Genomic DNA, 19,065 nt, shown 5'->3' on the forward strand with positions numbered 1-19,065 from the left:
GTGGAGCCGCTGCCGTCGAAGGTGGCGGCCTGCCCTGTGGTCCTGGAGGTGAAGGCCGCAGCCGGGGCGGAGTTCGCAGCGGCCGTGCTGACGGTGACCGGGGCGGACTTGACGCCGGTGGCTCCCTTGTCGTCGGTGACCGTCAGTTTCACCGTGTAGGTTCCGGCCGCCGCGTAGGTGCGCGTTGCGGTGGCTCCGGTTCCCGTGCTTCCGTCGCCGAAGTCCCAGGCATAGGAGGCGATGGTGCCGTCGGAATCGGTGGAGCCGCTGCCGTCGAAGGTGGCGGCCTGCCCTGTGGTCCTGGAGGTGAAGGCCGCAGCCGGGGCGGAGTTCGCGGAGGTGAGCCCTCCGGAGGCCGTCACCACCGATGTGCTCGCCGAGAGGTTTCCCGCCGCATCCGCCGCGCGGACGAAGAAGCGGTTGTTGCCGTCCTTGGGAACCACAGCAGTCGTTCCGGTGGTGGTGGCCACAACGCGGTCGTCGCGCAGGATCTGATACGTCACCCGGCTGCCGGCGTCGGAGGACCCGGCCCAGGTCAGCCGGACGGTCGATGCCGTGTTGTCGGAGATTGTTGGTGTTCCGGGCCGGGTGGGCGCCACCGCATCCCGCTGCGGGAACCGGGCGAACCCGCCGGCCCAGGAGCTGCCGGAGGAGCGGGTGCGGGCAGTGGTCATGTCGCCGCCGGCCCAGAGGGTTCCATTGCTGTCAACGATCTGTGCCCAGATACCCGATCCCGAGCGGAACTTCATGGCGGGCGTGAAGCTGGGGATGTAATCTCCCGTTGCCGCGTTCCACGCACCCGTCCACTCGTAGGCGTCGGCCTGGGTCCAGCCGGTGCCCATGCTTGGCCAGAAGAAGGCGTTCGAGTAGTTGAAGTGGTGTCCGTGGGACCCGCCGTAGACAATTCCGCGCGGGCTCTCGGCAATGGCCTGGAAATCGCCGTTTTTCTGGCCGATGTTCCCCGAAAGTCGCGCGAAGGTGCTCGTCGAGAAGCTGAAGAAGCTGTGCTCGGAGCCGCCGACCCAGACCCGGTTTCCGACCTGGCCGATCGTCTGCTGGTAGTTCGAGTTGCTGCTCCAGGTGGGGTTCCAGGCCGGGGTGGCAAGGGGTGCGCCGTCGACCGTCTGCACCGCGGCCGCCTTGCTGGCCGCCGTCGAGCCCTTCGCCGTGAAGTAGCCGGCCGCGTAGAGGCGGGATCCGTCGTCGCTGGGGTCGATGGAGACCACCGTGCCGTTGAAATCCGGGTTCCAGTTCGTAGCGGGGGTGCCGTCGGTGACTGAGACCCGCGCGGCGTTGCGCGTGTACTTGAACGTGGTGGGATTGCTTCCACCCGCCACGTGGGTGAAGGCTCCGCCGAGGTAGAGCCAGTTGCCCTTGACGGCGAGGTCGCCGACGCGCAGGATGCCCGAGGTGGTCCGGTCTTCGACCTTCACCGTCCAGCCCGGAACTGTCGCACCGGTGGTCGGGTTCAGTGCCACGATTGACGTCGCGGCGGCTCCATTGGCCGTGGTGAAGTAGCCACCGGCGACTAGGTTCCCGTTGGGGAGCACGGCAAGGGACATCACCGGGGCGTTGAGCTTCGGCACGAAGTCGGTGAGCAGTTCGCCCGTTGTGACGTCGAAGGCCGCAAGGAAGCTGCGGGCGACCTTGTCGGTGCCGGTCGAGGTGCGCTGGACGGCGGTGAAGTTGCCGCCGACGAACATCCGGTTGCCGCTCTGCGCGAAGGCCTGGACCTCCACGTCTCCCTCGCGCCGGCGCGTGGTGAATCCGGTGACGCCCCAGGGGCTGTCGAGGGCGACGGACTCGGCCACGGGAAGGTTGGTTTTCGCTGCGGTTCCGGCGTCAGGGATCGCGGTGAAGCCCGTGGTCGAGACGAGCCTCGGCCGGATGAAGACCTCGGTGTAGGGCCGGGCTCCGCCCAGCCCCTCGGTGGCCGACCACAGGTAGGTGTTTGCGCTGGTCGTCCCCTTGACCCCGCTGCCGTAGGCGAAGCCCATGGTGTAGTTCTGCGCTGAGTCGGTCCGCGCATCCGACTTGACCTTCCGGTACGCGTCGTCGACACCGAAACTGGCAGTGACTCCTCCGCTGGGTGCCCGCACGCCGTCGAAGGAGTACCACGTGATGGGGTGCAGGGCGCTGAAGGTCCACACCCACCGGTCCCGTTTGGCGAGGGCGATGCGGGTTTCATGCCAGGCCGTGCCGGTGGTGTTCTTCGCCCGCTTGAGCCGGATCCCGTCGGCGAGCCCGTCGACCCGCCCGCCGTTGAGCAGGGCGTCGACCACTGTCGACGAATACTGGGTGGTGGCTCCCGACATGGGGCTGACGCCGGCGGTCTGGAGGGCGGTCGGGTTCCCGGTGCCCTCGTAGCCGGGCATCCACTTCTCCCTGCCCTTGCCGATGAGGACCCAGCCGCCGCCGCCGGTGACCATGTCGCAGTAGAACTGGGCGGGCGCTGCCATTTTCGGCGTCAACAGCCAGTAGGTGCCGGAGGGCACCGCGGCGTTGTTCTGCTTGATTTCCCAGCAGGAGGCGGCGGCCGTCGCCGCGTCGGCTCCCGTCCGGGCGACGGCGCCCGACGCCGGAGCCGACAGCGCGGCCAGGCCGGTCAGCACCATCAGCGACGCGACCGCCGAGCCGAGGACCTTGAGTAATGGCCGCTGTGTTCCCACGTTCGCGTGTGTTCTCACGTTCGCCCCTAGCACTTGCGCAAGCACGGTTTTCCCCGGTGTCCCGGGGCGGCAATTCCTTCGGAATCCCGCAGAGTGCACAAAGAGTAGCTGTGGGGAGCGCGCGGGCAGAACCCAAGCGGGGACGACTTCGGTACCTGTAAAGGCCGGACCGATACCCTACTTTTTCCTCGCCTACCTGACTGCCGCAGTCTCCCGCAGGGGGAGCTGCGGACGTCCCCGCATTCCGACGGCTGCGATCACCACGAGGATGACCAGTCCCGAACCGAGGATGCCGTAGTAGAAGATCTCCACGAGCCCCACGAGCAGCAGGGTATTGCAGACCAGGCCGACGAGGTCGGTGCGGCGGAGGGTCGAGAGGAAGGCATGGACCAGCCAGGCCAGGAACAGCCCGAGCCCGACGAACCCATGGGAGAAGAGGACGAGCCACACGTGCCCCTGCGTGCCGGCGGAGGGCTGCCCTGACCGCTCGGACGGCCGGGGCGCGCCGTAGCCGAACACCGGCGATTCGAGTGTGCGCCGGAAGGTCTCCTGGTAGAGCTCCCCGCGGTCTTGGATGCTTGAGACTTGGGCGGTGCGCTGCTCGAGCCGCTCAATGACCGGAAGCTGCACCACGGCCACGCCGGCGACGACGGCGAGTGCGAGGATCGTGCCGATGACCCGGGTGCGGCCCAGCAGCGCCGCCCGGAACCCCAGGTAGAGCAGTGCGATTCCCAGGCCCAGGAACATGCCCCGGTTCAGGGTGAGGAAGGCGGGGATGAAGGAGATGGGAAGCGCCGCCACAAGCCACCAGAACCTCCGCTCGCCGCGCACCATGGTGAGGTAGGCAACCACCGCGGGGGTGAGGAGTGAGTAGCCGTTTCCCCATCCATTGGCGTAGAGGAACGGCGCGCTCGGCCGCGGCGCGGAGATGACGGTGGCGTTCGGGTCCGGATTGTACTGGGTGAGATCCCGGGTGGTCATCTCGTCGACGTACGAATTGTCGAGCAGGGCCTGCGGGAGGACATAGGCCAAAGGCGTCTTGAGCTCGAAGAGGGGAAACGCGAGACCGGCGAACCCGCCGGCGACGACGATCAGCCAGAAGACCGTCAGGACCCCGAAGATGCGGCGGTCCGTGAGCGTCTGCCGTGCGTTGTAGACGTAGACGAAGACGACGGTTGCCGCGGCGTAGAGGAAGAACCGGTAGAAGAAGCCGAGGATGCGCAGCGGTTCGTCGATCTGAATCAGCGAACACAGCACCCAGAGCAGGAAGAGCAGCAGGATGCCGAAGCCCCGGGGAGCCCGGACCTTTCCTGCCCGTGCCAGGAGGAGCACCATCGCCGCGCCGAAGATCGGCCATGCCATGTCGCCGAACCCCAGCGCCCACCACAGCGGGAACCCCGCGAAGGCGGCGACGATCGGCCAGGCGGGCAGCCGGCCGACATCGGCCCCGGGACGGGAGGCCGCCGCGGTGCCGGGGGCAGAGCCCGGCTGTGCCTTCCGGCCTTCCACACTGTTGCTCATCAGCGCCGTGCCTCCCATCGTGGGCGTTCCCTCGATGGTAAAGGACCTCGCTCTTTTTGGTAGGGGGAGCCGGAAACTATTTGGGGAGGCGGAATCGCACCGCCGCTTTCCCGATTAAAAGAACCTCTTGCGGGTGGCGCCTTCGCTGGTACAGTGACCCATCAAACGCACTGCAGAGGGACGGCGGAACGTGACAGATAGAGCCACGAGGAGACCGTTGGGGCGGGAACCTCAGTTTCTCGATGCCCCGCCCCTGGTGCTGCCCGCCCCGCACGTGGGCGTCGTGCTCGCCACCCACCGCCGGCCGCAGCTCATGCGCCGGGCCCTTGCCTCAATCCTCGAACAGGACTATCCGGGCGCCATCACCGTCCTGGTGGTCCACGACAAGTGCGACCCCGACGAAGCGCTTGCGCTGGAGGGGGACCGCCGGCAGGTCCTGCCCGTGGCGAACTCAAGGACGCCGGGCCTGGCGGGAGCCCGGAACACGGGAATCCTGAGCCTGACGACGGACTTCGTCGCCTTCTGCGACGACGATGACACCTGGTTCCCCGAAAAGCTGACCCGCCAGATCGCCGCCCTCCAGGCCAACCCGGAGGCCGAATTCTGTTCGACGGCGATGAGTGTCGACTACTCCGGCACGGCGTCGGTCCGCCTCGCAGGCAAAGCGGAGGTGACCTACGAGGATCTGCTGCGGTCTCGGATGGCCATGGTCCACTCCTCCTCCTTCGTCATCCGCCGCGACGCGCTTCTCTCCACCATCGGACTCGTCGATGAGGAGATTCCGAACAGCATGTGCGAGGACTGGGACCTGCTGCTGCGGGCCGCCCGGCGTCAACCGATCCTCCACGTCGATTCACCGCTGGTGCGGGTGTTCTGGGGTGGATCGTCGTACTTCTACGAGCAGTGGGAGGTCAAGAACCGCGCCCACCTGTGGATGCTTGAGCACCACCCTGACATCCTTCGCAGCTCCGTGGGGAAGAGCCGCGTCTTCGGGCAGCTTGCCTTCGGGCATGCGGCCCTCCGGAACCGCAGGGAAGCCTTCCGGTGGGCCGGACGGTCCCTGCGGGCCAACTGGCGGGAACCCCGGGCGGTCCTGGCGCTGGGGGTGGCCGCGGGGGCCGTCTCCGACCGGCGGATTGTCGACCGCCTGCAACGACATGGACATGGAATCTAGGACGTAAACCGGCCGATACAGCAACAGAATGAGACGAAAATGGACGAGAAATCATCGCTGGGAATGGGACATTACCTCGCCGTTCTCAGGAGGCACTGGAAAACCGTCGTAGCGGCCATGCTCATTGGGCTTCTGCTGGCCCTCGCCTACCTGCTGACCGGGGGCGCACGCGTGACCGCCAGCGCATTGGTGAACGTCAATGTCATCGTCTCGGATCCATTCAATCCGTCTCGGCCCGCTTCGGGTCTGCTTGACGCTGCGACCGAGGGGGAGATTGCCAGCTCCTACGTCGTGGCAAGCGAGGCCTCCAAGGAGGTCCCCGGCGGAGACAGCACGGCGGACCTTCGGAACAACGTCGATGTCAAGACCGGAACCGACGGGACCACGGCCCTGATTTCCTATTCCTCGCGCACGGAGGCCCGTGCCATCGACGGTGCCGATGCGATGGCCACCTCCTACCTCGCGTACCGGCAGGACCAGGCCGATACCCGACGGACCACGATGCGCAATCAGCTCGAGGAACAGCTGGCGGCGCTGAACACCTCCCTGGCCGCCCCGGGTGCGGACCGGGTCACCCTCACCAACCGGATTTCGAACATCGAGTTCGAGATCAACGAGCTCAACGCCATCGACACGACGGGCGGCACCGTGATCACCCCCGCCGCCGAAAGCCCCGTGTCAACCAACTACGCCCGCGTGCTCGGGTCGGGGCTCGCCGGCGGACTGGTGGCGGGCGTCCTGCTGGCGTTCCTTTCCCACGCACTCAGGCGCAGGATCAACGACGGATACGACGTCGAGCAGGCGGGAAGCGGGCCCGTGCTCGCGGAGCTGGTGTCACCAGAACCGACCCTTCCTGCGAGGGGGGCGGAGCTCGATGCCTACCGGGCGGTTCGCGAGCGGCTTTTCGCCGGACGGGGCCCGGTGACCGCGCTTGCGGTCATCGACGCGACGAGCGGCCGCGCCTTCTACCCGGTTGCACCGAATCTCTCGGTGGTCCTGGCGCAGGCGGGGTTCGACGTCGAGCTTGTCCTCATGGGCACCACGCCGGAGGAGATGGAGTTGATGACCGAAGCCCTCCAGCTGCGTTTCGGCGCGAAGGAGGGGGGCGCCGAGGTCCTCGTCTCCGACTCGGTCCCCGGACTGAGGGTGGTTGAGGCCGTGCGCGGGGCCTCCGACCACGATGCCGACGATTACGTGACCGATGCCGTCCGGCGGCGTTTCCTCGCCCGGAAGGACTCATCGCCCGTGGTGGTCCTGGCCCTGCCTGCCAACGCGCCAAGCGCCAGCAGGATGGCGGCAGCCCGGCTTGCCGGAGCGGCCGTGCTGACGGTCGAAGGAGGCCGGACCCGGAAGGGAGAGGTGGAGTTGACTGCGACGGAACTCGCCGGAGTCCACGCGGAGCTGCTCGGGACGCTGCTCGTGCGGGGAGGGCGGAGGATGCCGCGCAAGCCGCGCAGCGCCGAGCAGAAGGTCCGGCGCCGCGCACCGGAGCCTGTGGCCTCCTAGCTCCGCGGCGGCGGCGGGGCCCCAGGTCCGGACAGCAGTCCCGCCGCCTTGGCCAGCAGGTCGAGAGTCTGGCTGCGGCTGGTCCGGGAAGCGGACCAGCCGCCGTTGCGGAGTGCGAGGGCCCAGGCCCTTTCGGCCACAACGAGGGCGTAGACAGCGGCGATGTCGGCCCAGCTCGACGGCGGCGCACCTGCCGCCCGCAGGAAGGGCGCGGCTTCGGCCAGGGCCGCGTCAAGGCTGTCGGCCGCAGGGATTCCCGCGGACTCCCTGCGTACGCTGATCGTCCAGTGAAGCGCGTCGAGCCCCGCCGCGGCGTCGGCATCGGAGGACTCCCAGTCCCAGCACCAGAGCTGGCCGTCCGGCTCCCGGGCCGTATTCCACGGCACCAGGTCGCCGTGCCAGCGTGCCGTGACGGGCACGCGCGCGTTCCGCTCGGACAGCAGGGAGGCCAGCGTGCCCGCGGCGCGGGCGACCTCCCCGTCACCCGTGGCGCCGAGCACCTCCAGGCGCTTGGTGAGGGCCGTGAACTGGAGGGTCGAGGAAAGGGAATCGACGCGTTCAACCGGGCAGAGAGCAAACATCTCCTGCGGGGTCGGCATCGGAATGCGGCCCCGGACGCCCCGTACCTTGCCGGGGAGGGGCTCGGTGATGAGGTAGGGACGTCCCTGCCAGCTGCCGGTTCCGAGCAGGCGCGGAGCACGCGTTGGGCCTGTACCGCCGCCGACCTCGGCAAGGGCGGCGGCCTCGGTGGAAATCGCTTCCTGGCTCGCATCGTCCCAGGCCAGTTTGGCGTACCCCGCGGGCACCCCTGCCGGTGAGAAGAGCTGGAGCGTCGGCTTGCGGTTGTCGCCGAGCCGGATGCCGATGGCGGCATACAGGTGCTCCCGGTTCAGGCACGCCTGAAGTTCTTCGAGGGGGAGCGGGAAGGCCCCGCTGGCGGCGCCGGTGCGCCGCTGGACGACGAGCCGGTGCGGTGCGGGCGGCAGCCCGAACCGGGACGGCACGCCCAGGAGGGTGCGGGCCGCCCGTACGCGCACGGGCCGCAGGCCACGGTAGGAAAGGAGCGCCGCGGCGGTAACTGCGGGGTGTCCGCGGGGGATCAGGATCGTAGGCCGTGCGGCGGAGGGGACCACCCAGTAGTCCTCGGCGTCCTCCCAGTCGGTGTCTGGTTCAGGATCAAGGACAATCCGGACGGATCCGGTGGCCACGGGCTCCCGCCACAGCTGCTCCACAAGGGAATCGAGCGGGGAGTCCCCCCGCCCGGTGATGATGCGGCCGCTGGCGCCCTTCCCCATAAGTCCCCTCCGCGTTGGCTTTCCTGTCGATGCCGGCAGCCGGTGCTCCGGTAGTGCCATTGTGCCGGAAGTTAAAGCCGAGCGGGGACATCCGCGGAAAAGATGCGGGAGCTTCACTGCGCCCGAGAGTCCCGTGAACGGCGCGCACCTCCGCCCGGCTGCCGTACCCCGGCCGGGCACCGGACAAATCGGTGGGCTCAAGCTGTGGACAAAGGCCTGGAAGGCAACTACATAATGGAGTCCGATTCCCGGCCGCCGGGAACCCTTTGCCTGGGGAAGGGAAAGTGCATGCTCTCACGACTACGCCCGACGCGAGGGCGCACGGTCCCTCACCTGACTCCCATCGCCCTGGTCGTCGGCAGCACCGTCCTCGCAGCGGACCTGCTGCTGGTCGCGGCGAGCGTCCTCCGCAACTATGTCGATGCCGGCGGTGCCTTCGGGTTCCTCCACCTTGAGCTCTTCGACGGCAACAAGGACCGGACCCTGGCTGAGCTTTTCGGTGATCTCCAGCTCCTCGTCGCCTCCGTCCTGCTGCTGTGGATCGCCGCGGCGCCGGCGCGTAAGGCGGAACGGTTCCGGGACGCGGCCGTGTACGGGGCGTGGGCCCTGGTGCTGCTTGCCATGAGCGCCGACGACTTCTTCCGCATCCACGAGGAGGTGGGCCGCGCCATCGACACCCGGCTCGAGCTTCCGGCGCTGTTCGGGCTGCGCTCGCAGGACCTCGGAGAGCTCCTCGTGTGGGCTGGAGTGGCCGCGGCGCTGGGTGCCCCGCTGCTCATCGCCCACCTGATCAGCCGCGGACGGCCCCGCCGGGACTCCTACGTCTTTATTGGCCTGGCCGTCCTCCTCGCCCTCTTCGCCGTCGGGATGGACATGCTTCACTTCATTCTGGGCGACCTCCTGCCCAGCCTGGCGCTGAGCGCAATGAACCAGCTGGAGATCGCAGGGGAGCTGGGCGCGATGACGCTGATGATGATCTGGGCGGTCCACATCTTCACCCGGCCGGCGAACCCCGCCGGGGACGATGGGTGGCTGTAAGGCACTGGGCAGCGCGGGCCGTTGCACCGTGCGAGAATTAGGTTAGATCCGTGTGATCTAACTGGCCCATGCCGGGCCGGCGCCTGCCGTTCCTAAGGAGCTTCCGCTTTGGCCGTGGTTTCCCCGCCCGTCACCCTGCTGCCCGCCGAGGCGCCGCTCGCCAACGCCGAAGTGCTGCGCATCCGCAATGACTTCCCGATCCTCGGCACCGAGGTCAACGGCCGGCCCCTTGTCTACCTCGACTCGGGGGCGACCTCCCAGAACCCCGTCTCCGTCCTTGAGGCGGAACAGGAGTTCTACGAACAGCGCAACGCTGCGGTGCACCGCGGGGCGCATACCCTCGCCGTCGAGGCGACCGACGCCTACGAGGCGGCACGCGCCGCCGTCGCCGGTTTCATCAACGCGCGCCCGGACGAACTGGTCTGGACGTCGAATGCCACCGAGGCGATCAACCTCGTCGCCTACGCCATGTCCAACGCCGCCGCGGGCCGCGGGGGAGCGCAGGCCGAACGCTTCCGCGTGGGACCGGGCGACACCATCGTCGTCACCGAGATGGAACACCACGCCAACCTCATCCCCTGGCAGGAACTGGCGGCCCGCACCGGCGCCGAACTCCGGTTCCTCCCCGTGGACGACGAGGGCGCCCTCCGGCTTGAGGGCGCAACCGGTGTGATCACGCCGGCGACGAAGATCCTTGCCTTCACCCACGCCTCGAATGTGCTCGGTACCATCAACCCCGTGGCGGAGCTCGTCCGGCTGGCAAAAGAGGTCGGTGCGCTGACGCTGCTCGACGCGTGCCAGTCGGTACCCCACCTTCCCGTCGACGTGAAGGCACTCGACGTGGACTTCCTGGTGCTCTCCGGGCACAAGATGCTCGGCCCCACCGGCATTGGAGCCCTGTATGGCCGCTCCGAGCTGCTCAACGCGATGCCGCCCTTCCTCACCGGCGGCTCGATGATCACCACCGTGACGATGGAGCGGGCGGAATACCTCCCGGCCCCGAACCGCTTCGAGGCCGGAACCCAGCGCATCTCGCAGGCCATCGCCCTCGGCGCCGCGGCGAACTACCTCTCCGAGACCGGCATGCACCGCATTGAGGCGTGGGAAGGCGAGCTCGGGGCGCGCCTGGTGGAGGGACTGACGGCCATCGAGGGAATCCGCGTCCTCGGACCGCGGGCCGGCCTGCCGCGGATCGGCCTGGCCGCGTTCGACGTCGCCGGCGTCCACGCCCACGACGTCGGACAGTTCCTTGACGAGCAGGGCATCGCCGTCCGCGTGGGCCACCACTGCGCGCAGCCCCTGCACCGGCGCCTGGGGCTGACGGCCACCACCCGCGCCAGCACCTACCTTTACAACACCACGGACGAGGTCGACTTCTTCCTGGAGGCCGTCGCCGGCGTCCGTCCCTTCTTTGGAGCGCGCTGACATGGCAACGAACCTCGAACAGCTTTACCAGCAGATCATCCTCGACCACGCCCGCGAGCGTCACGGTTCGGGGCTGCTCGAGAAGACCGGCCCGGGGTCGGTCGGGGAGTCGCACCAGCTCAACCCCGTGTGCGGGGACGAGATCACCCTGCGCACCGTCGTCGACGGCGGCACGGTGGCGTCCCTCAGCTGGGACGGGGCCGGCTGCGCCATTTCCATGGCCTCCGCATCGGTGCTCACCGACCTGATGGAGGGACTCGAGCGGGATGAGGCGGTCCGGCTCATCGATGCCTTCCGCGAGGTGATGCGCTCGCGCGGAACGATCCCGGCCGACGAGGAGGTACTCGGCGATGCCGCGGCCTTCTCGGGCGTCTCCCGCTATCCGGCCCGGGTGAAGTGCGCGATGCTCGCCTGGGTCGCCCTCGAGGAATCGCTCCTGGCGGCCAACAGCTAGCAGCCCGACGCGCGGGCCCGGGCCCGCCGCTCAGTGGGGCTGCGGCAGGGCTATCGTGAAGGTGCTGCCCTGGCCGGGCTCGCTGACCGCGCTGATCGTGCCGCCGTGTTCGGTGACGATGCTCTTGGTGATCAGCAGGCCGAGGCCCACGCCCTGCACGGTCGAGACGCGCACGGCAGGGGAGCGGAAGAACCGATCGAACACCCGGCTGAGCTCTTCGGCCTCGATGCCGATGCCGGTGTCCTCGACCCCGAGCCGGAGCAGCCCATCGGTGAGTTCGGCGCCCACGGTGATGGTGCCGCCCCGGCGGTTGTACTTCACAGCGTTCGACACAAGGTTGTCGAGTGCCTGGCCCAGGCGGACGGGGTCCGCAACGGCGGGCAGGGCGGCAGGGGCGGTGTTGATCAGCCGGACCCCCGCGGCGTCGGCCGCCGGCTGCGCCGAGGCGATGCACGCACCGATCAGCTCGCCGACATCGCACGGCACCGGTCTCACCCGGAAGGTGCCCGCGTTGATGGCGAGGAGGTCATCCACCAGGGCCTCAAGCTGCAGCGCATTCCGCCGCGCCACCGAGAGGTAGCGCACCACGTCGGGCTCGAGGGAATCCCTGCGGTCAAGGATCAGGTCGAGGAATCCCAGGACCGAGGTCAGCGGCGTGCGGAATTCATGGGAGACGTTCGAGAGGAAGTCATCCTTGGCGTGCAGCGCCCTCAGCAGCGAGGTGATGTCAGTGAAGGACACGACCGTTCCGGCGAACGCGCCGTCGTCGTCGGTCATGGCGCGCGCCGACACCGAGACCGCCTGCTGCGCGCGGCCGCTGCCCAGCCAGATCTGGACATCGTCGAAGCTCTCGCCCTGCACCGCACGCCGCACCGGGCGCTCCTCGGCCGGGATCGGGGTTTCCCGGTCGGGGCCGAAGATCAGCAGCTGCCCTTCGTTGGGGTCGTCATTGCCGGGCGGGGCGGCCAGCCCGTGTGAGATCCGCTGGCGGGCGTTCATCAGCACGTCGTGCCCGTCCCGGTCCACCACCACCAGGCCGACCCCGACGGTGTCGAGGATCGTGGCCAGGAGCCGTTCGCGTTCGACCCCCTCTGCCGCCGCTCTGCGCAGCGCGGCCTGGGACCGGCCGACGGCCTCCTGCTGGGCACGGCGCTCAGTGGTGAGGATCGAAATGAACGCCGCGAGTCCCGTTAGCACCACCGGCAGCAGGAACGGCCCGAGGAACTCGGCCGGACCCGGTCTGCCCTCGCCAAATAGCAGGGGCCCCCAGACGATGCACAGGGATCCGCCGGCGGTCAGGGCCGCGGCCGCGGCCGTCGGGATGCGGGAGGCGGCGATCCAGGCGGCCGGGAAGGCTGCGAGCACCCCCACCCCGGAGAGGTAGTCTCCGGCGCCGGCGCGCAGCAGCCCCAGTGCGGCGAAATCCAGCAGCGGAACCGCGAGCGCCGCCGAGGCGGGCAGGCGCTGCCACGGGACAACGAAGCAGAGCAGGAGCAGGCCCGCCTCGAGGAGGATACCGGCCGGGAAGAGAGGGTCGGCGAAGAGGGAATTCGGGTCGAGCAGCCACAGGACCGCGACGACAAGCACGACGACGATCGACAGGGCGCCCTGGCTGAGCACGACCTTCCGCCGCCGGTCGCCGCGGCGCAGCAGCGGGACCTCGGGTCCGCGCGGCCCGGTGCCCGCCGCTCCGCCCGCCGCTCCGCCTGCCGTGCGCGTGCCTGCCGCGCCCGCCGTCGTCCCCGCCGTTTCCGCAGTTGTGTCCGTTGCCATGCCTGCCCCCATAGGTCTCTCCACCGACGTTACCGGTCCCGGTCCTCAAACACGTCGGGGATTCCGTCCCGATCCCGGTCGAGCTTTTCCTCTTCCTCGATGGCCCGGTAGCGTCGATTGCGCAGCCGCAGCACCACAGTGGCGAGCAGCGCCGAGGTGAGCGATGCCGAGAGGATCGCCACCTTGGCATGGTCATTCGACGGGCTGCCGGCGTCGAAGCTGAGGTCGTTGACCAGCAGGGAGACGGTGAAGCCCACTCCGGCGAGGATCCCGACGCCCAGGACGTCCCACCAGCTGAGGCCGGGATCGAGGCTCGCCTTCGTGGTTTTCGTGACGGCCCAGGTGGTGAGCAGGATCCCCGCGGGCTTTCCGAGCACCAGGGCCGCGAGGATGCCGAGGGTCACCGGGTCGCCCAGCGCCGAGACGAATCCCTCGACCCCGCCCACCGCGACACCTGCCGAGAAGAAGGCGAACAGGGGGATCGCCACGCCGGTGGACAGCGGCCGGAACCGGTGTTCGAAGATTTCGGCCAGTCCCGGCTTCCCCGGCCGGGGCGGCTGCACGGTGCCGTCCTTCCGGCGCAGTACCGGCACCAGGAAGCCCAGCAGGACGCCGGCCACCGTGGCATGGACGCCGGAGGCGTGCATCAGGGCCCAGGCGGCGATGCCGAGGGGCAGCAGGATCAGCCAGGCCGCCGGGAGGCGGCGGCCGAAGAATTTGGGGTTGCGCTGGGCCAGGAAGCCGAAGAGGCCGAGCGGCAGCAGCATCCACAGCAGGTACTCGACGTGCACGTCGGTTGAGTAGAAGAACGCGATGATGGCGATCGCGATGAGGTCGTCCACCACGGCGAGGGTGAGCAGGAAGATCCGCAGGGCGCCGGGCAGGTGGGAACTGATCACCGCGAGCACGGCAAGGGCGAAGGCGATGTCCGTCGCCGTCGGGATGGCCCAGCCCCGCAGCGTCTCGGGCGAGGAGAGATTGACCGCCGTGTAGATCAGCGCCGGGACGATGACGCCGCCGGCTGCGGCGGCTACCGGGACGATGGCCCTGCTGGGCCGGCGCAGGTCGCCGGCGACGAACTCCCGTTTCAGCTCGAGGCCGGTGAGGAAGAAGAAGATGGCGAGGAGCCCGTCGGCCGCCCACTCACCGACGGTCAGCTTCAGGTGCCACGGCTCGTAGCCGAACTCGAAGTCGCGCAGCGCGAAGTAACTTCCGGCGAAGGGGGAGTTCGCCCAGATGAGGGCGGCGACGGTGACGACGAGCAGGATGATCCCGCCGACCGTCTCCTTGCGGAGGATCTCGTGAATGCGCAGCCACTCGGGATAGCTTGAGCGCTGCAGGACGCGGTTCGCCGCAGTGCTTCCGCTGTGTTCGTTGCTCATGTGCTGCTCCTCTGGCGTTGACGCTGCCGGGATGCGGTTCTTCGCTGTCCTTACGGCCGTCGAAGGCTGGAAGGGGGAGGCCGGCCCGGACCGGGCCGGCGCGACGGCACCGGCGGGCCTAGCCGGCCAGCGCCCGGACCCCGATGATCGCGGTGGCCAGGCCGAGGATCATCGAGGTCGAAATGAGCATGAAGTGAACCGTCAGGAAGCGCGTCGGCGCTCCCTTCTCGTCCCGGGCGCGCGGATCCTTGAGGATGCGGCGCAGGAACGGCGGCCAGACGATGAGGGTCCAGACCCCAGCGAGGATCAGGACGAGGGCAAGTGGTGCAGGCAGGGACACGGGGAAGTCTTTCGGGGTGGGGGCGCGGAGAGTTAGTGGGTTTCCAGCCAGCGCTGGGCTTCGGCGGCCTGGATGTTCAGTGCCTTGCCGATCATGGGTTCGGCTGCGCCGGCGATCTTTCCGCCGAGGAAGGGGATCGACGAACTGACGGCGCCCTGCAGGTCGACACGTGTCTTCTCTCCGTCGGTGACCAGGCGCTGGACGGCGGTGACGCTCAGCGGAACACCTGCCACGGCCATCTCGACCCGCGCCTCACGGGAACCATCGGCCGCCGGAGCGGCCCAGCGCTCGGTCTGGGTGACCCTGAGCGTTTCCCCAACGAATTTGCGTGCCATGTCCGGCAGCCGCGTCGTGGGCATGGTCCGCACGGCGGTGAGGGTGAAGGGGCCGGTGATCTCGCCGTCGACGGTGAGCGATTCGAGCGCTCCACCGACATGGCGGCTCATGTGCTGGAGGAATCCTTCGTCGGTGAACACACGGGTCACGGCCGCGGCGTCGTAGGGCAGAGTGGTCGAGGCGTTCAGTGCCATAGTTCCTCCGGGGGTTGTAGGTCGGGGGTTGGAAGTCTTTTGTGCCATCCTACGTGCCCGCCGTTGGTCGAACCTGTTCCGAGAAGCGCTGGGACCGGCCGGGGAAGCCGGTAAACTGGGGAACTGTCACCGGGATCCGCAGCGGATTCCGGCCTTTTGTGCTGTCCTGCGGCTCCAACCGGCCGCGGCCGACGCCGGATCCCCAGCGGCGGTACCAGAGGATGTCCAGCGCCGGACGATCACCATCCAACGCGTCACCGATGTGAGGAACCAGATACCCATGAGCCTCAATGGACTGCGGGCCGCACTGGCCGAGGACCCGTCCTACGCGCGGGTGCGGGCAAACGCCGCGCGCCCGGTGGGCCAGCGCAGCACCGACCTGCAGATCGGCGCCCCGGCCGGAATGCGCGCGGCGCTGCTCGCCGAAATGGTCGACGGCCTGCGCCGGGACGACGACGCCAGATCCGGCTCGGCCGTGCCGGTGGTCCTCGCGGTCACCGCCACCGGCAGGGAAACCGAGGACCTCGCGGCCGCTCTGCGCAGCTACCTTCCGGCGGCTGAGGTCGAGGAGTTCCCCAGCTGGGAGACCCTCCCGCACGAACGTCTCTCGCCGCGCTCCGACACCGTGGGGCGCCGGCTCTCCGTCCTGCGCCGCCTCGCCCACCCCGAAGGCTCCCCGGTGCGCGTCATCGCGGCGCCGATCCGCGCCGTCGTGCAGCCGCTCGTGGCAGGCCTGGGGGAGCTGCAGCCGGTCTCGGTCAAGGTCGGCGACGAGGTGGCCTTCACCGAGGTGGTGAAGTCCCTGGCCGACGCCGCCTACGCCCGGGTGGACATGGTCACCCACCGCGGCGAGTTCGCGGTGCGCGGCGGCATCATCGACGTGTTCCCGCCCACCGAGGACCATCCGGTGCGCGTCGAGTTCTTCGGCGACGAGATCGACTCGATGCGCTGGTTCGCCGTGGCCGACCAGCGCTCCCTGAACTCCGATGAGCACCCAACGGTGCTGTACGCGCCGCCGTGCCGGGAAATCCTCATCACCCCCTCGGTGATGTCCCGAGCGGCCAAGCTGCTGCCCGAGCTGCCCGCGGCGGCCGGCATGCTCGAAAAGATCGCCGGCGGGATCGCCGTGGAAGGCATGGAGTCGCTGGCTCCGGTGCTCGTTGACGCCATGGTGCCCTTCATCGGTGAGCTTCCGGCCGGTTCGATCGCCGTCGTGATCGAACCCGAGAAGGTCCGCACCCGCGCCCACGACCTGGCCGCGACCAACGAGGAGTTCCTCGCCGCGGCCTGGTCGACGGCGTCCGACGGCGGAGCCGCCCCGCTCGACCTCAGCGGCGGGCTCGGCACCGACCTGCAGGCCGCGAGCTTCCGCTCCCTCACCGACACACGCGCCACGGCCCTCGGGCACGACGTCGCCTGGTGGGGCATCACCTCCCTCGGCGCCGGAGAGGACCTCCTCGCCGACGTCGACAGCTTCTCCCTTCACGCCCGCGAACCGCGCGGCTATCAGGGCGACGTCGCGGAGATGATGGACTTCATCGGCGGGCGGGTGCGCGACTCCTGGCGCGTCGTCGTCGCCACCGAGGGCCCCGGCCCGGCCAAGCGCCTCGCCGAACTGTTCTCCGACTCGAACATCCCGGCCCGGCGGGTCGACTCCCTCGAGTCCGAGCCGCAGCCGGGCATCATCGAGATCACCACGGCGCGGGCCGGGCGCGGGTTCGTCCTCGACGGCCTGAAGCTGGGGCTGCTCACCGAGGCGGACCTGCTCGGGCGCACCAGCGCCCAGGGCACCCGGGACATGCGTAAGATGCCCTCACGCCGGCGCAACGCCGTCGACCCCCTGCAGCTCAAAGAGGGCGACTTCGTGGTGCACGAGCAGCACGGCGTGGCGCGCTTCGTCGAACTGATGCAGCGCTCCACCGGCGCCGGTCCCACCCGGACCACCCGGGAGTACCTCGTCCTCGAGTACGCCCCCTCCAAGCGCGGCGCCCCCGGGGACCGGCTCTTCGTGCCCACCGACCAGCTCGACCAGGTGACCCGCTATGTCGGCGGGGACACCCCGGCGCTGAGCAAGATGGGCGGCTCGGACTGGGCGAAGACCAAGAACTCCGCCCGAAAGGCCGTCAAGGAGATCGCCGGGGAACTCATCCGGCTGTACTCGGCGCGCATGGCCTCGCGCGGGCACTCCTTCGCCCCGGACACGCCCTGGCAGCGCGAGCTCGAGGAGGCCTTCCCCTATGTGGAGACCCCTGACCAGCTCACCACGATCAACGAGGTCAAGGCCGACATGGAGCGCGAGGTCCCGATGGACCGCCTCGTCTCCGGCGACGTCGGCTACGGCAAGACCGAGATCGCCGTCCGCGCCGCCTTCAAGGCCGTCCAGGACGGCAAGCAGGTCGCCGTCCTGGTGCCGACGACGTTGCTGGTGCAGCAGCATTTCGAGACCTTCTCCGAGCGCTTCTCCGGCTTCCCGGTCACGGTGCGGCCGATGTCCCGCTTCCAGTCCGCCAAGGAGACCCGGGAGACGGCCGAGGGGCTCGCCTCCGGGGCTGTCGACGTCGTGATCGGCACGCACCGGCTGCTCTCCAAGGAGATCGCGTTCCGGGACCTCGGGCTGGTGATCGTCGACGAGGAGCAGCGCTTCGGCGTAGAGCACAAGGAGGCGCTGAAGAAGATGCGCACCAATGTCGACGTGCTCGCCATGAGCGCCACCCCGATCCCGCGGACGCTCGAGATGTCGCTGACGGGCATCCGGGAGACCTCCACGCTGGCGACCCCGCCGGAGGAGCGGCACCCGGTGCTCACCTACGTCGGCCCATACACGGACAAGCAGGCCTCGGCGGCGATCCGGCGGGAGCTCATGCGCGAGGGCCAGGTGTTCTTCGTCCACAACCGGGTCTCCTCCATCGACCGCACCGCCGCGCAGCTGCGCGAACTGGTGCCGGAGGCGCGGGTCGCCGTGGCGCACGGGCAGATGAGCGAGTCGCGCCTCGAGCAGATCATCGTCGACTTCTGGGAGAAGCGCTTCGACGTGCTGGTGTGCACCACGATCATCGAGACCGGCCTGGACATCTCCAACGCCAACACCCTGATCGTGGACCGCGCCGACAACTACGGTCTCTCGCAGCTGCACCAGCTGCGCGGGCGCGTCGGCCGAGGCCGGGAGCGGGCCTACGCCTACTTCCTCTACCCCACGGAGAAGCCGCTGGGCGAGGTGGCCCTTGAACGCCTCAAGGCCGTCGCCTCCCACAACGAGCTCGGCGCGGGCATGCAGCTGGCCCTGAAGGACCTCGAGATCCGCGGGGCGGGCAACATGCTCGGCGGGGAGCAGTCGGGCCACATCCAGGGCGTCGGCTTCGACCTCTACATCCGGCTGGTCGGCGAGGCGGTGGCCAGCTTCAGGGGCGAGGCCGAGGAGAAGGCCGCCGAGATGAAGATCGAGCTGCCGGTCAATGCGCACCTGCCGCACGACTACGTGCCGGGGGAGCGGCTGCGCCTCGAGGCGTACCGCAAGCTCGCCGGAGCGGCGACGAACGAGGCTATCGCCGGCGTCGTCGAGGAGCTCACCGACCGCTACGGGGAGCTGCCGCCGCCGGTGGCGAACCTCATCGCCGTCGCACGCTTCCGCGTCTCAGCCCGGGCGGCCGGACTGACCGACGTCGCGCTGCAGGGCAACTTCATCAAGTTCGCGCCGGCCGAGCTGCCGGAGTCGAAGCAGATGCGCCTGAACCGCATGTACCCGGGTGCCTCGGTCAAGCCGGCGCTGAACGCGGTCCTAGTGCCCAAGCCGAAGACCGCGCGGATCGGCGGGAGGGACCTCGTCGACGCCGAGATCCTCGAGTGGGCCCAGAACGTCGTCGACGCGGTCTTCGCGGCCTAGTCGGCATAAACGCACCCGGAAAACGACGAACGCACCCGGATTATCGGGTGCGTTCGTCGTTTTCGGGCGCTTTAGCCG

Annotated in this window: 13 protein-coding genes; 6 read left to right on the plus strand and 7 right to left on the minus strand. The window is 69.2% G+C overall.

Annotated elements, in window-relative coordinates:
• A partial coding sequence (locus I6N91_RS17360) for a PKD domain-containing protein (protein WP_307843299.1) occupies nucleotides 1–2,669 on the minus strand: 2,669 nt, incomplete at its 3' end.
• A 192-nt stretch (nucleotides 2,670–2,861) separates the two neighbouring features.
• The gene (locus tag I6N91_RS09045; RefSeq protein ID WP_198812257.1) at nucleotides 2,862–4,190 is read right to left on the minus strand and encodes an O-antigen ligase; all 1,329 of its coding nucleotides are present in this window, start codon (nucleotides 4,188–4,190) and stop codon (nucleotides 2,862–2,864) included.
• Nucleotides 4,191–4,407: 217 nt separating this feature from the next.
• On the opposite strand from I6N91_RS09045, the gene I6N91_RS09050 reads away from it, so the two are divergent.
• Both I6N91_RS09050 and I6N91_RS09055 read left to right on the plus strand, forming a co-directional pair.
• Nucleotides 4,408–5,364, plus strand: coding sequence for a glycosyltransferase (locus tag I6N91_RS09050; protein ID WP_233091671.1), 957 nt, complete (start codon nucleotides 4,408–4,410; stop codon nucleotides 5,362–5,364).
• 39 nt (nucleotides 5,365–5,403) lie between these two features.
• Nucleotides 5,404–6,870 carry a hypothetical protein gene (locus I6N91_RS09055; RefSeq protein ID WP_198812258.1) on the plus strand — a complete coding sequence of 489 codons (1,467 nt, stop codon included), beginning with the start codon at nucleotides 5,404–5,406 and terminating at the stop codon, nucleotides 6,868–6,870.
• Here I6N91_RS09055 and I6N91_RS09060 read toward each other — a convergent pair.
• The gene (locus tag I6N91_RS09060) at nucleotides 6,867–8,165 is read right to left on the minus strand and encodes a hypothetical protein (RefSeq protein WP_198812259.1); all 1,299 of its coding nucleotides are present in this window, start codon (nucleotides 8,163–8,165) and stop codon (nucleotides 6,867–6,869) included. The two genes, I6N91_RS09055 and I6N91_RS09060, sit on opposite strands and share 4 nt — an antisense overlap.
• A 288-nt stretch (nucleotides 8,166–8,453) precedes the next feature.
• Between I6N91_RS09060 and I6N91_RS09065 the strand changes: the two genes are divergently transcribed.
• The 3 genes from I6N91_RS09065 to sufU all read left to right on the plus strand — a co-directional run bounded on the left by I6N91_RS09065 (nucleotide 8,454) and on the right by sufU (nucleotide 11,082).
• Entirely contained in the window at nucleotides 8,454–9,203 is a 750-nt protein-coding gene (locus I6N91_RS09065; RefSeq protein ID WP_198812260.1) for a hypothetical protein, read from the plus strand.
• Between the two features lie 108 nt (nucleotides 9,204–9,311).
• Nucleotides 9,312–10,628: a SufS family cysteine desulfurase gene (locus I6N91_RS09070; protein ID WP_198812261.1), complete on the plus strand. Its 1,317-nt coding sequence runs from the start codon at nucleotides 9,312–9,314 to the stop codon at nucleotides 10,626–10,628.
• Between the two features lies 1 nt (nucleotide 10,629).
• Nucleotides 10,630–11,082, plus strand: a complete 453-nt coding sequence (gene sufU / locus I6N91_RS09075) for a Fe-S cluster assembly sulfur transfer protein SufU (protein ID WP_133403191.1) — start codon at nucleotides 10,630–10,632, stop codon at nucleotides 11,080–11,082.
• Nucleotides 11,083–11,112: 30 nt separating this feature from the next.
• Here the strand turns inward: sufU and I6N91_RS09080 are convergent, their stop codons facing one another.
• The 4 genes from I6N91_RS09080 to I6N91_RS09095 all read right to left on the minus strand — a co-directional run bounded on the left by I6N91_RS09080 (nucleotide 11,113) and on the right by I6N91_RS09095 (nucleotide 15,107).
• A complete protein-coding gene (locus I6N91_RS09080) occupies nucleotides 11,113–12,855 on the minus strand; it encodes a PAS domain-containing sensor histidine kinase (RefSeq protein ID WP_198812262.1) in 1,743 nt (580 codons plus the stop codon).
• 29 nt (nucleotides 12,856–12,884) lie between these two features.
• Nucleotides 12,885–14,237, minus strand: coding sequence for a Na+/H+ antiporter NhaA (gene nhaA, locus I6N91_RS09085; protein WP_198812263.1), 1,353 nt, complete (start codon nucleotides 14,235–14,237; stop codon nucleotides 12,885–12,887).
• A 118-nt stretch (nucleotides 14,238–14,355) separates the two neighbouring features.
• The gene (locus I6N91_RS09090; RefSeq protein ID WP_120166842.1) at nucleotides 14,356–14,577 is read right to left on the minus strand and encodes an SCO4848 family membrane protein; all 222 of its coding nucleotides are present in this window, start codon (nucleotides 14,575–14,577) and stop codon (nucleotides 14,356–14,358) included.
• A gap of 32 nt (nucleotides 14,578–14,609) precedes the next feature.
• The gene (locus I6N91_RS09095) at nucleotides 14,610–15,107 is read right to left on the minus strand and encodes a DUF2505 domain-containing protein (protein ID WP_198812264.1); all 498 of its coding nucleotides are present in this window, start codon (nucleotides 15,105–15,107) and stop codon (nucleotides 14,610–14,612) included.
• Nucleotides 15,108–15,387: 280 nt separating this feature from the next.
• On the opposite strand from I6N91_RS09095, the gene mfd reads away from it, so the two are divergent.
• On the plus strand, nucleotides 15,388–18,987 hold the full coding sequence (mfd, locus tag I6N91_RS09100; RefSeq protein ID WP_198812265.1) for a transcription-repair coupling factor: 3,600 nt from the start codon (nucleotides 15,388–15,390) through the stop codon (nucleotides 18,985–18,987).
• The last annotated feature ends 78 nt before the right edge of the window (nucleotides 18,988–19,065 follow it).

It is taken from the genome of Arthrobacter sp. MSA 4-2 (genome assembly GCF_016405885.1).
Lineage (GTDB): Bacteria > Actinomycetota > Actinomycetes > Actinomycetales > Micrococcaceae > Arthrobacter_D.

What these genes read in the sequence shown, in the direction of transcription:
- I6N91_RS09045 (WP_198812257.1), bottom strand. Translation starts at nt 4,190, where the DNA reads ATGAGCAACAGTGTGGAAGGCCGGAAGGCACAGCCGGGCTCTGCCCCC.
- I6N91_RS09055 (WP_198812258.1), top strand. Translation starts at nt 5,404, where the DNA reads ATGGACGAGAAATCATCGCTGGGAATGGGACATTACCTCGCCGTTCTC.
- I6N91_RS09060 (WP_198812259.1), bottom strand. Translation starts at nt 8,165, where the DNA reads ATGGGGAAGGGCGCCAGCGGCCGCATCATCACCGGGCGGGGGGACTCC.
- I6N91_RS09065 (WP_198812260.1), top strand. Translation starts at nt 8,454, where the DNA reads ATGCTCTCACGACTACGCCCGACGCGAGGGCGCACGGTCCCTCACCTG.
- sufU (WP_133403191.1), top strand. Translation starts at nt 10,630, where the DNA reads ATGGCAACGAACCTCGAACAGCTTTACCAGCAGATCATCCTCGACCAC.
- I6N91_RS09080 (WP_198812262.1), bottom strand. Translation starts at nt 12,855, where the DNA reads ATGGCAACGGACACAACTGCGGAAACGGCGGGGACGACGGCGGGCGCG.
- nhaA (WP_198812263.1), bottom strand. Translation starts at nt 14,237, where the DNA reads ATGAGCAACGAACACAGCGGAAGCACTGCGGCGAACCGCGTCCTGCAG.
- I6N91_RS09095 (WP_198812264.1), bottom strand. Translation starts at nt 15,107, where the DNA reads ATGGCACTGAACGCCTCGACCACTCTGCCCTACGACGCCGCGGCCGTG.
- mfd (WP_198812265.1), top strand. Translation starts at nt 15,388, where the DNA reads ATGAGCCTCAATGGACTGCGGGCCGCACTGGCCGAGGACCCGTCCTAC.